Raw genomic sequence first — 13,860 nt, forward strand, 5'->3', positions numbered from 1 at the left:
AGTGACATTGCGCATTGGCGTTATAGGAACAGGTGCCATAGGACAAGATCATATTCATAGAATCTCCAACAACTTACATCGGGGCCATATTGTTGCGGTGACAGATGTTAATCTGGAACAAGCACAGCGTACTGCAAGTCAGCTGAATGAGCCCGCACGTATATTTGCTGATGGATATCAGCTTATCGCATCACCGGATGTCGATGCGATACTCGTGGCTTCCTGGGGACCTACCCATGAAGAATTTGTACTTGCCTCTATTGCTGCAGGCAAGCCGGTTTTTTGCGAGAAGCCCCTGGCAGTAACTGCTGAAGGATGCATGCGAATCATGGATGCAGAAATGGCATACGGCAGACCGCTGGTTCAAGTAGGATATATGCGGCGCTATGATCGCAGTTACCGTCAGTTAAAGCAGGTGCTCGATGAGGGTCGTATTGGAGAGACTCTGCTTGTCCATGCTGCACATCGGGCACCATCTGCACCGGGTTGCACAGGAGATATGGCTATTACCGACTCCCATGTGCATGAAATAGACGTACTGCGTTGGTTGTTGGATGATGATTATATCTCTGCTCAGGTTATTCAGCCCCGTTCTACCCGCTTGGCAGCAAAAGGACTTCAGGATCCGATTATCGTACTGCTGGAGACGCGCAAGGGCATCCGGATCGATACAGAGATTTTCGTAAACTGTCAGTATGGGTATGATATTCAGTGCCAGATTGTCGGAGAGAAAGGAATCGCCCATCTTCCTGAACCTTCCAGCGTACAGATGCGCAGCGATGCCCGGCTATCTACGGAAATATTAACCGATTGGAAAGATCGTTTTGCTGATGCATACGATGTGGAATTGCAGGAATGGATTGATGCTTCTTTGCAGAACGAAGTGTACGGTCCGACGGCGTGGGATGGTTACGTTGCCGCAGTAACAGCCGATGCCTGCGTTAAAGCCAAGTATTCAGGTTTGATTGAGCCTATTCATCTTCGGGAAAAACCGGCGTTTTATAATCGAAACCGGATGTTTGCCTAACCATTTAACATAAAACATATGATCAGCAATTGACGGTATGAATAATGAAGTTATGGCGTATAGAATCCAGTAGGCTGAACACTGCATAAACAAAATAAAACTGATGATAATGAATAAAATCAGCCTTCTGCGTTTGGTTGAATTTTTCTTTTGCAATAATATAAAAAATAAAATGATATTGGCTCCAATCAGCGGGAGATAATAGGTCTCCCGCAGCCAGATAATATGATCCCCTCCCAATAATAAATACAAAACAGCCGCATCGAGAGTGAAAATTGTAATTTGAACGTATAGCAGGATTTTTTGCATCTTTGAGTATATATTTTCCATGGTACTCCTTTGTGAATAAGATCTATCCTTTGGATAGATCTTATTCTAACGACTATACGGAGTTATTTGGAATTCAAGGGTATTTCCTCGATCAACTCTGCATTATGATTGGCCACATTGCCGACGGATTTGGAAACCGGATATTTTATCATCTCCTTATCCGGATACGCGACCAAAAGCTTTTGCAGATGGTCTTTGTCTGTCATCTCCGGGTCGAGCCAGGTATCCAGCGCCTTGGCGGTTAAAATGACCGGCATCCGGTTATGTACCTCGGCAGCCATCGTATTGGGCTCTGTCGTAATAATCGTACAGCTGCGGATTCGTTCCCCATCCTCCGGAGATTCCCATTCGTCATACAATCTGGCAAAAGCAAAAGGTTCCTTGGATTGCAGCTGAAAACGGTACGGCTGCTTTTCTTTGCCTTCTTTTTTCCACTCATAGTATCCATCCGCTATAATAGCTACCCGGTGTCTTGCAATCAGTGAGCGAAAGGAAGCCTTGGTGCTCAGTGTTTCTGCACGGGCATTGATCATTTTGTAGCCGATCTTGGCTTCTTTGGCCCAGGAAGGAATCAGACCCCAGCGGAAACCCTCCAGGCTGCGCTTTTCATTGTCCTGATGCAGAACAGCAATATCTTGCCCGGGAGCAATATTGGTTCGTGCCTGTAGATCGTATTGAACGCTGGTAATATGAAAAGCTTGCTGAATCTGATCGAGATCTGACAGCAATGTAAATCGTCCGCACATCAAAATGACCTCCTTAAGAAATGGTATAAAAATGAATACCCTCTCCTGCTATTGAATCAACCACTGCCTGCCGTATAGGATCAAATGTATCTCATGTATGCCTGTAAATAAGAGACTGAAAAACATAAAATAGTCGTACTTTATAATATGTAGTATATTTTTACAAATAAGGATATTAATGAGTTGTAAACTGGTATATACTCTAGTTGTGTTCCACTATATTATCCTGCATCAGGAACCTTTTACATACATACTTATGAATGTGGGATGTGGATACTCAAAATGTACATTACTTCTGCTGTTCACGTATTACCGCACGATCATAACTGATATGGGAGGTTTTTTTATGTTCAAATGGTCTACCTTTATGCTGTCCGCGTCCCTTCTTGCTGTGACAGCAAGTTCATCATCCGTATACGCTGCTGAGGTCGAGAAGTCTAGCTCTGTCTCTTCTGCCGTTCCAAGTAGCTATGAGGCTGCAGCCGTGCAGTCTTCGAGTTATCAAGGGGTTGAGAATTATCACAGCGTTCGGTTCTCTATTGATTTTATGGATACGATCATGGCAGGAGGAAGTGAGCCGCGGGGACGGTTTTATCAGGCGCTTCAAGAAGCTATTGGTGCACGGGTCATTTTTTATGACTTCTGGAGTGACCATATTATCATCAAGGTTATTGATAAGGAATTGACTCCCGAAGAAGCAAAGGTAGTCAAAGACAAGATGAATAGTCTGCAATGGCTGCATGAGACCTATGGCGTCCCAATGGATCAAGAGATTATTACCGATATTTACTGGTTTGACCGCTGGGCATAATGATCCCAAGCGTCTGCAAGTAATTCTACCAAACAAGCCCCAAACGACCCTGTATATTTTTCAGGATTGTTTGGGGCTTATTACATTACAGGTGCATTGGATAATTAAACGTCCAGCTTAGTAAATCGAAGATTCCGAATACATGAATCCACTCTGTACAGCATAAGCCATTAATTTGCTAATATACTCTCTATCCGGTACGGGATAGGTAAAGCCGATCCTTTTCAGCACGGCCAGCGTACGCTCTACATCAATACGAATATTTACCGGCTCATCCGATTCAAACAAAGTCGTTACAATCCCCACCAGCATCTCATCGGTAGACTGCAGCTTTTGCCGCTGGATCTTCATTTCTTCCGAGCTCATAGTCTTTGGCTTGAATCCATAGGGTGTCCAGGACGTACAAATCTCCCCATAGCTCACATAATGCGGATTATGCAAATGAAATACTCTTTCCTGTACGCCTGGAGTATGGATCAGCCGGACAATGGCTGCCGCACAGATATCTACCGGCGTCAGATCGACCAGTTCCTGCATAACAGCCGGTTCGGCTCCTTCCATAAGAGCCAGTGCTTTGAGCGAAAGATAGAACATATTGTCCTGTATGTTCTCCTGAAACTGACCATCTGCATAACGACCGGTCAGATTGCCTACCCGGTAAATAGATACGTCAAGTCCGAAGTGCATCTCCTCTATTAGCAGCGCTTCCGCTTCAAATTTACTGCGCAGATATACGTTGGACTGATAGTCCTGACCGATATACAGATCCCTTTCTGTAAATACCAGGTTCTCGCTGCTCTCCGGCGCATAGGATCCAGATACACTGAGTGTAGATACATAATGAAGCGGCAAATGAAACTGCTGGCAAAACTCAGCTGCATAACGAGTTCCCTGCACATTCACACGTTCGAACTCTTCGTAGAATCCATAATGCTTCACTAGCGCTGCCGTATGGATCACTGCGTCTATCGATTCGCCCAGCGACTGCATTTCCTTACTGCTTAATCCCCATTGATACTCGGTCATATCTCCATGACGAACCTCTACCCGATTCATCCACTGAGCCAGCTTGCTGTTATCATATCGGGATGACCAGTAAAATTGCAGCTTCCGGTTCAATCGATCCCGCGCCTGCTGTTCATCTTCAGCACGAATCAGACAGATAATCCGAGCTGTGGTTGTAGCCAGCAGTTCATGCAGAATATGAATACCGAGGAAGCCGGTTGCTCCCAGCAGCAAAATCGATTCCGGTGGAACCATTCTGTCCTGAATAGGTACATCGGGAATCGGTACAGGGTTACCCGGGGTGAACACTGGTTTTGAGACTTCTTCGTCCCTGGAATCCAACTCTCCGGCATCTATTTTGTAGGCTAATTCGGCAAAGGAACGGTAAATATAGAAGTCCTTCATTTCCAGCTTCCAGCCGATCGTATGGGATTTGCCAATCATTTTCAGAATGCTGAGCGAATGACCGCCAATATCAAATAAATTATCATTCATACTGATCTGTTCCGGTTGCATCTCCATCACTTCCGCTACCAACTGGATCAGGCTTGTTTCGGTAATTGTATGCGGAGCAATCATCTCCCGATCCCCATCTGTATGAGGGACAGGCAGTGCCCGTTTGTCTACTTTACCATTGGATGTAAGTGGTATCTGGTCGAGCGCGATGAAACGGGAAGGAATCATATAATCCGGTATGCGTACCCCCAGATGAGACCGCAGTTTACTGATCGTCCATTCTTCGTTGGCTACAATATAAGCACAAAGACTGGAATAAGCATGATCTTTTTGAAGAGCGATAACGACGGTCCCCTGAATAGACGGATGTTCCAACAGTGCTGCTTCAATCTCGCCCAGCTCAATCCGGTTGCCACGGATCTTGACCTGCTCATCCATTCGTCCCTGATAATCCACATTGCCATCCGGGAGCCAGCGGGCCAGATCCCCTGAGCGGTACATGCGCGTCCCGGGTATCCATGGGTTATCGATAAATCGCTCTGCTGTAAGTTCCGGACGTCGCAGATATCCCAACGATACGCCTTCCCCACCGATCCAGAGTTCGCCGGTAATACCGACCGGCTGTGGCTGCCCGAATGTATTCAGGATATACAGGGATGTATTATGGATCGGTCGACCGATCGGCAGCTGTCCCTGATCCAGCAGCATCTGATTCACCGGCCATACTGCTGCACCTACAGTCGTTTCTGTAGGTCCATAGACGTTAATCAACACATCCTCTCCCAGTGTACGGATCGCTTTATCCACATGGGCACGTGAAGCCTGCTCGCCTCCAAATAGCAGCTTGCGCAGACCGGTTAGACCATTCAGGTTCACTTCTACAAGGGTATTGAACAGCGCAACGGTCATTAGGGCTACCGAAATCTGCTGGCTGCGCATGTAATCGATCAGGGATACCGGATGAAGCAACTGTTCACGGGTGACCAGTACCAGTGCTGCACCATGGAGAAGAGTTCCATACAGATCAAATGTAGAACCGTCAAAAGCATAATTGGACAGCTGCAAAACCCGATCCTGTGGTGTAATATCCAGGAAACCATTGTTGATCACGGTTTTTACAATATTCCGGTGCGTAACCATAACTCCTTTGGGTTGTCCGGTCGAACCCGAGGTATACATAACATATGCCAATTGCTCCGGTTGTATCATGATAGGCGGAGAATATACCGGTTCTGCCTGACCCGGCTGATCCGATAGATACAATACCTCACCATCATAGCGATCGGAATCCGTCCACAGCTCACGATGCTGTGAAATTACATAAGATGCTTCACTGTCAGACAGCATACGCAGGATGCGCTCTGCCGGATGCGTCGGATCGATCGGCAGATATGCAGCACCTGCTTTGAGAATAGCCAGAATAGCAATAATCATCTCCGGTGAACGTTCAGCGAGCAGACCGATGATCTGATTCTTGCCTGGATGGTATCCTGCGCCGCGGCGGATCAGCGTATGGGCAAGCTGATTGGCTTGCTGGTTCAGTTGAGCATATGTCAGCTGCCGCTCTCCCATGATGACTGCTGGACGATCCGGATAAAGTCTGCACTGCTGCTCGAACAGCTCTTGAATACATTGCTCTTTTGGATACTGGGCAGCTGTCTGGTTGAATGTGATTGTCAGCTGCTCATACTCGTCAGGACCCAGCATATGGAGTTCGGCATGACTTTGCTGCGGATGAGCTACAATCTGTCTCAGCAGCTCGGTATAATGTTCCGCCATCCGTACAATCGTAGACGATTGGAACAGGCTGGTACTATACTCTACAGTAATCTCCAGCATCTCCCCTTCCAGTACGGTCCAGTTCATCGCGAACTTGGATGGATTCCAGTCCGGCTCGACAGAAAGGATATCCAGACCCGGCAGACGAAACTCCGGTTTGGTAAAATTCTGCACGGTAAACAGTACATCAAACAGCGGATGCCGACTTACATCGCGCTGAATTCCAAGCTGTTCTACCAGTTCTTCAAAGGGATAATCCGAATGGGTATATGCCTCCAGGATCGTCTCCCTGCACTGTGCCAGATAATCGGTAAATACCAGTTCCGGTGCAGGGCGTGTCCGCAATGCCAGCATATTGACGAACATTCCCGGGATGGACTGTACATCCGCATGAGAACGGCCGGCGATCGGAGCACCGGTGATGATATCCTGCTGATTGGTATATTTGGATAGCATCAGCTGGAATACAGCGAGCATCAGCATATGCAGAGTGACTCCCTGATTCAGACAGAGCTGCTGCATCTGGCTATGCAGCTCTTTATCTATATGGAATTTCCATAGTTCACCACTATAATCCTGAACAGCAGGACGCGGATAATCAGTGGGTAGCTCCATAACTGGTAGTTCTCCGTTCAACTGCTGCATCCAGTACTGCTTGTGTTCTTCCCACTTCAACCTGCCCATCTCCGATTGCTGCCAGACAGCGTAGTCCTTGTACTGAAGCGCGAGTTCAGGCAACACTTCCCCCTGGTACAGCTTCAGCAAGTCCTCAAACAGGATGCTTGTGGATACCCCATCCGAGATAATATGATGCATATCCAGCAGGAGCAGATGATGATCCTGTCCGAAGCGGAATAGACCTGCGCGGATCAGCGGAGCCTGGGATAACTCAAATGGACGGATAAAAGACGGCAACATCATCTGCTGTTCAGCTGCTGCAGTCTCATGAATCTCCATTTCCCACGATATATCCTCATGAATATGCTGCATCAGCTGCCCGTCAATCATATGAAAAGAAGTCCGCAGACTCTCATGCCGAGCGATCAATCTTTGCCATGCGCTATTAAGTCTTGCGGGGTCCAAGTATCCCTTCATTTCGAAAAGGAGTGGGATATTATAAGCTGTAGTCGCTGTATCCTGAATATGCTGAACCATATACATACGCCGCTGCGCGGATGAGACCGGGTAACAGGTCTGCTCTGGCGCCCGCGGGATACTGCGGAATAGATTGTATTCGGCTTGGTCCATAAAATCGGCAAGCTCGTGTACAGTCGGTCTTAAAAAGATTTCATTCAGCGGAATATCAATATTCATTTCCCTGTGAATTCTGGATACCAGTGTCATCGCTTTGAGAGAGTGACCCCCTCGTTCAAAAAAGTGATCGTGAATGCCGATTTGCCGAACACCCAGTATCTGTTCGAAGAGGGCAGCAAGTGCAATCTCGTTATCGGTTACCGGAGGTGCGAAAGAAGCGGACGAATAGGCTGGCGGATCGGGCAGCGCCGATTTGTTTACTTTTCCATTGGCAGTTAGCGGCAGCTGATCGATCTGTATAAAATAGGCAGGAATCATATACTCCGGTAATGCACGAAGGATATGTTCACGCAGTTCGGTCGTTGTCCATGCTCTATCGGAGACGATGTATGCGCAGAGATAGGCATATCCTTCTTGATCCTGCTTGGCAATAGTGAGCGATTCACGAATAGCTGGATACTGCATTAGCTCAACATCGATTTCACCGGGTTCAATACGATAACCACGGATTTTGACCTGTTCATCTTTTCTACCTTTATATTCAATCTGCCCATCCGGCAGCCAGCATGCCAAATCTCCGGTATGATAGATTTGCTCTTCGGGGAACAAGGGATGACGGGTGAATTGCTCTGCCGTCAACTCCGGACGATGCAAATATCCACGTGCCAGCCCGCTTCCAGATACACATAGCTCTCCTGTTACACCAACAGGCTGCATCTGTCCGGCATGATCCAGGATCAATACCTGATGATTGCTGACCGGTCTGCCAATCGTAAGTACAGGAGAATCTGCATCCAGCCAACCACTGGTCGTTACCACCGTATTCTCGGTAGGTCCATAATTGTTAATCACTTGATACGACTGCGACTTGAACTGCTGGATGCGCTCTCCTCCAATCAGCAGCAGACGCAGACCAGGATGATCCAGCTCCATAAATTGAACAGCCAGCTGGGTAGGCAGAAAAGCAATCGTAATATCATGCTCTGCAAAATACGATTGCAGTGCGTAAATATCACCGCGTATTCTCTCGTCGATAATATGTACCGTCATACCAGCCAGCAGAGGCGGAAATGTCTCCCATACCGAGGCATCAAACCCAAAGCCTGCCAGCTTGGTACTGCGATCCGCCGGAGACGTCTGAAAAGCCTGATTATGCCAGCTGCACAGATTCACAAGTGCCTGATGCTCGATCATTACCCCTTTGGGCTGTCCCGTGGAACCGGATGTATAAATGACATATGCCAGATGGTGATCTTCATGCAGCGGCTCGATGTTATGGTCTTGTTCCTTTTCCCATACCGAAGGGTCAAGCAGGATGTTCGTTCCTGTATAAGACTCGGGAAGAGCCAGACCCGGCTGAATCAGTAGCTGCGTCGTACGGCTGTCTTCCAGCATATAAGATACTCGCTGTACTGGATACGAAGGGTCTATAGGCAGATACGCAGCACCGGACTTGATAATGCCCAGTACACCAATGAACATCTCCAGTGAATGATGGGCCATAATGCCAATAATCTGCTCCGGTCCCGCTCCTCTCCTGCGCAGAACACGTGCCAATTGATTCGCTCTGGCATTCAATTGCCTGTAGGTAAAGGATTGTCCGTTACAGACAATCGCTACAGCATCCGGCTGCAGCTGAACACATTCCTCGAAAAGTTCATGTACTGTCTTGTCTGCAGGCAGGTCTATAGTTTGTCCACGGAATGTATGCATAAGTTGATACTGCTCTGCTGCAGTCAGCATGGAGAAAGTATGCACAGGCAGATAGGGATGCTTCATAACTGCCTCGGCAATCTGGGAGATGTGCTGACAGACCGCCTGTATACGATCACGATCATATACGGCAGGATTGTATGAAAAAGAGATATGCAGGGCCCGATCCAGACGGATATGGATGCTGTAGTGAAGATGATCCTCTTCTGAACCTGAATCCACAAAGTAAGATTTATCAGTATGGCTTCTTGTAGATGATGAAGATGATGCTATCTCGTTCTTGATGTCTGCCGAATAAGCAGTATCTAGCGTGTCATGCTCAAATACAAGCACATGATTAATCAGCGGATGAGAAATATCCGCAATCTCCTGAAGTTCTATCGGGTTATATAATGGCTGGTTGACTATCAATGCCCAGGATTGCTGGACTTCCCGGCACAATTCGTGGAAAGTTGTGGTACGGGAAGTCTTTATGCGAAGTGGAAGAATACGACGCTCCGGTACAGCTAATGGGCCCTGTTCCTGATTGCTACCGGAAAATAGCATGCCCAATACAGCCTCTTCGCTGTTATTGTATTTCTGCAGTACAATGCCCCAGATCGTCTGCAGCAGTGTAGTCAGCGCGATTTCGCTGCTGCTGGCGTATTCCATCAGGGAAGCAGTGAGATCCTGACCAAATAAGTAGACTACCTGCTCATACTGCTCGGGAATGGAGGCATAGGTATCCCGATTTTGCTCTATACTGGTGAAGCGCTGCGGCAGAATAGAAGCTTCTGTAATCCCTCTCAAATATTCTTGCCAGAACTGCCGGGACTCGTTCTCATTTTCCGCATGGTTGTGTCTGCTCGTCATTATATAGAGCTCCCTTCGCCTGTACTTGATTGGATGGTATGGATAATATTTATTTCCTTGTATTTCTTAAAATTCTTTTTATTACCAATACAGCATCTTTACCAGTATACAATGGAAAAGAATAACGTGCTAAGCACACATGATTAGAGATGAGAATATGAAAAAAAGCAGCCACCGGAGCAGCTGCTTCTTGATTTGAACTTTCTAAAGGGAGAACGTAATCATCTACATATCTTTCAGAACTCTTTTGAAAAACCAAAAATATTCTAGAGCGAAATCTGTTCGATAGCTTGGCTGATATCATAATCCTCGATTGTAATATCCAGGTCCATCTCCAGCGCCAGCTTGGCAAGCTGACTGCCCAGATATGGCCCTGCCGTCAGACCGGATGCTCCGAGCCCATTGGCCGCCAGCAGACCTTTCCAGCCAGGTATCCTGCCGATCACAGGCAGAAATCCTGGTGTGAATGGACGGAATCCTACCCGTACTTCCTGAAAAGTACTGTCCATCAGTCCCGGTGCCAGCTCCAGGCCTTTGTTGAGTACCTCCTGCATGCCCCCAGCTGTAATTCGGGTGTCATATCCTTCTACATCATTCTCATGAGTAGCTCCGATCACGATCTTCTGATCATCAAAAGCCAGCAGATAATGATCCGTAGGCGGAATTACAACCGGCCAGCTGCCGGTATCGGACTGATTCGTCGTCTGTAGATGCATAATCTGTGCTTTTTGGAAGCTAACTTTGAAATCAATACCCAGTGGTCGCAGCAGCGAATGGGCCCAGGCTCCCGCACAGACAGCAACTTCATCTGCCGCATACCTATCCGTTCCAACCTGAACTCCAGTAATACGATCCGCTTCCCATTGCAAGACTGCGTCTCCTTGAATAAATGCAGCTCCATTTCGCACGGCTGACCGAATCAGCGCATCCCGCAAAGCACGTCCATCGATACGAGCTGCGCCGCTGATATGTACAGCCTGATAACCTTCCTGTAGTAGCGGGAACTGCTGACGGGTCTGCTCTTCATCGAGTATAGTGATCTCCCCGATCTCCGGCGCATTATCTCTGCGCAAGCGCGCCCGTTCTTCCATTTTGCCGATTTTACCGGTATCGGTATGAATACTGAGTGCGCCTACCTGCGCATACCCGGTATCGGTCTCTCCCTCATTTTCGAGCTCTTGAATCAGCTGTGGATAGAACTGTGCTCCGCCTCTTGCAAGACGATACCAGGCCTGATTGCGACGCTGGGACAGCCACGGGCAGATAATGCCGGCTGCCGCATCGGTAGCTTGCCCCTGATCCTGCCGATCGATCAAAAGCACCTCTGCTCCGGACCGGGCGAGCTGATACGCTGTCGAAGCGCCCAGAATTCCTGCACCGATTACAATTACTTTCTTCATTGCTGTATTTCCTTTCCTGTCTTCTCTATAGTTACACGCTATACTATCTTAGCATGAGTAGCAATGAAGTCCATGCCGAATTCCCGGGAAACATTTACAAGATAGCAACAAGTTCGATACGATATAGATACGATGACCTGGCATAATGAATATAGTTTATGTAGAGGATAGGATTATTGCCCACACTGCAATACGGCTATCATCCGCGCCGTATCCAGACGAGATACTTTTGGAAAAGGAGAATAACAGATGATAAACAAAAAAGGAATTGTGATGGCAGCGATCAGTACGATCTGCCTGTTGTCTGCCTGCAGCAATAGTACGAACGCACAGCAGCCATATAGCCCAGTTTCCACTCCGGTACATACCGCCACAGCTCCTCTCGCTAAAACACCGAGAGAGTCCACTAATACAGTCAACACTTCCGCTTCGCCCGTCTCGCTCCGTCCGACAGCTAGTACCAGTACAGCGATGAAGACGGTTACTCAGCCGGAAGCAATTGATGTACTGGTTAACAAGCAGAATAAACTGCCGGAAAAGTATACGCCAGCAGATCTGGTATATGCCGATGTACGATTTACATTTAAAGAGAAGATTGAAAAGCGCAAAATGCGCAAAGAAGCAGCCGCTGCGCTGAAGCAAATGTTTGCTGCAGCTGATCAGGACCATGTGCCGCTGGCCGGCGTCTCTGCTTATCGTTCCCATGCTCGACAGAAAGCGATCTTTGAAGCATATGTACGCCGGGATGGTGAAGCCAAAGCTCGTACCTACAGTGCGTATCCAGGTACCAGTGAACACGAGACCGGACTTGCTATCGATGTAAGCGGATCGAACGGCCGCTGCGCAGCCACCGGCTGTTTTGCCGGAACCAAGGAAGCCAAATGGCTTGCTCAACATGCCTCTTCCTATGGATTCATTATCCGTTATCCCAAAGGCAAGGAAAGTATTACCGGCTACACCTACGAGCCATGGCATCTGCGCTATGTTGGTAAAACAATAGCAGGTGAAATCACGAGCAAGCAGCTGACGCTGGAAGAATATAAACAGCAACAACAAACCTCCTCTTCCTGATTGCAACCTGATGTTGTCTGCATATTCTGGCTGTGGGCGTGTAGCCTATACCTGAATGCAAGAAGATACAACCTTCCGGCAACGAAGGGCAATTTACAAATGATCATGGATACCAACGATGCAGAATAATAAACTCTATTATGGATCAAATATGGATATATTCCGTGCCGACTATAATAATAAAGACCTTCTTCCGCCAAGGAAAGAAGGTCTTTATTATTATAGTCATATCTTTGTCTGGAATAGCCTGATCGTATATAGAGCCATACAGTATAGTACTGCTCAGGATAGCCGACCATACATAACCGAATGCAATGGAATCAAATTAATTAATTCCCAGCTTGGAAGGCCAGTTGCCATACCATGCATAACCAGTACGTCTCTCCTGATCAATATCCTTAAGCTGATATTTCACTACACCATCACGACCAACAAAGATTGGTTTGTTGGTGTTCAGTTCGTAAAAGCGTGCCCAGATCGGTGTAGTTACACTTGGATCGCTAACTACCGTTACATCAGAGCTTGTTTTTACAACGCGGATGCCGGTAATTTTGACTGCTTTGAACCAGTCTTCCGCTGCTTTGATCGATGCTGTGATCTGGGAAGTAGCAGGTCTTGTTTTCAGGAAGGCTACGATACCCGAACTTTCGCTTGCACTCAGAGAAGGTACTTCATAGATACGAGCGCCTGCCGGTTTCAGCGTAACAGAGTCATGTTGTTGTCCCCATGCAGTCAGTTTACCGCCTGATACAACCTGTGTTTTCAGGATGCAGTCGATACCTTTGTCTACAGCCTGCTTGCTTTTGCCAGCCAGGGTATTGTCGATAAAGGAAAAATCGCCTTTTTTGTTGGCTACTTCATCCAGCAGCGTCATTACACTGACCATTGCATTGTCGTTATATGTGATGTGCTGATGATAGCCGGAAGCTTTGTATACCTGCGGCCAGCCGCCGTTGGCATACTGCATAGTCAAGAGGAAGTTGATACCTTTGATAGCTGCAGCCGAGTACTGGCTATTGCGGGTTTTGGTGTATTCGGCAGCCAGTCGGCGAATTTCCGTATATGTAGCCTTATTGTCGATTGTTGACTTGGCCCAGTCTCCGCTGTTTTCGTCATAGTATTTTTTCCAGCCGCCATCCGCCTGCTGATTTTTCAGAATGTCCGATATGCTGGCTGTGGTACCGTCACCATCAGCAGCATGAACCGTAGAGAAGGTTGGCAGTACAAGTGCCATAATCGCTGCCAGACTTACAATTTGAAGCAGCAGCCAGAGTTTGTTTTTTTGCATAATCATTTCTCCTCATCAAATGGATTGTATTACAGAATATATGTCTGATTTCGCCATTCTGCATTGTATTTTCCAAATGGTTAAATACAATGCATTATTATGTAAACGCAATCAAACATGTGGTAATT

7 protein-coding genes are annotated in these 13,860 nt (G+C 47.4%); 3 read left to right on the forward strand and 4 right to left on the reverse strand.

All coding sequences use genetic code 11. From position 1 onward, the window contains the following. Position 1: 1 nt before the first annotated feature. Positions 2-1,027: a bifunctional inositol 2-dehydrogenase/D-chiro-inositol 1-dehydrogenase gene (locus WH46_RS08490; protein WP_046226401.1), complete on the forward strand. Its 1,026-nt coding sequence runs from the start codon at positions 2-4 to the stop codon at positions 1,025-1,027. Between the two features lie 392 nt (positions 1,028-1,419). On the opposite strand, the gene WH46_RS08495 is transcribed toward WH46_RS08490, so the two are convergent. Then, a complete protein-coding gene (locus WH46_RS08495; protein ID WP_046226402.1) occupies positions 1,420-2,103 on the reverse strand; it encodes an SOS response-associated peptidase in 684 nt (227 codons plus the stop codon). A 346-nt stretch (positions 2,104-2,449) separates the two neighbouring features. On the opposite strand from WH46_RS08495, the gene WH46_RS08500 reads away from it, so the two are divergent. Beyond that, positions 2,450-2,914, forward strand: coding sequence for a hypothetical protein (locus tag WH46_RS08500; RefSeq protein WP_046226403.1), 465 nt, complete (start codon positions 2,450-2,452; stop codon positions 2,912-2,914). A 117-nt stretch (positions 2,915-3,031) separates the two neighbouring features. Here the strand turns inward: WH46_RS08500 and WH46_RS08505 are convergent, their stop codons facing one another. Then, positions 3,032-9,973 (reverse strand): non-ribosomal peptide synthetase, encoded by a 6,942-nt coding sequence (locus WH46_RS08505; RefSeq protein ID WP_046226404.1) that lies wholly within the window; start codon positions 9,971-9,973, stop codon positions 3,032-3,034. 266 nt (positions 9,974-10,239) lie between these two features. Continuing rightward, positions 10,240-11,373, reverse strand: coding sequence for an NAD(P)/FAD-dependent oxidoreductase (locus tag WH46_RS08510; protein WP_046226405.1), 1,134 nt, complete (start codon positions 11,371-11,373; stop codon positions 10,240-10,242). Between the two features lie 249 nt (positions 11,374-11,622). Between WH46_RS08510 and WH46_RS08515 the strand changes: the two genes are divergently transcribed. Beyond that, on the forward strand, positions 11,623-12,444 hold the full coding sequence (locus WH46_RS08515; protein ID WP_046226406.1) for a M15 family metallopeptidase: 822 nt from the start codon (positions 11,623-11,625) through the stop codon (positions 12,442-12,444). Positions 12,445-12,769: 325 nt separating this feature from the next. On the opposite strand, the gene pelA is transcribed toward WH46_RS08515, so the two are convergent. Next, positions 12,770-13,732 (reverse strand): pectate lyase, encoded by a 963-nt coding sequence (gene pelA, locus WH46_RS08520; protein ID WP_017815067.1) that lies wholly within the window; start codon positions 13,730-13,732, stop codon positions 12,770-12,772. Positions 13,733-13,860: the final 128 nt, after the last annotated feature.

It is taken from the genome of Paenibacillus dauci (assembly GCF_000971985.1).
Taxonomy (GTDB): domain Bacteria; phylum Bacillota; class Bacilli; order Paenibacillales; family Paenibacillaceae; genus Saccharibacillus; species Saccharibacillus dauci.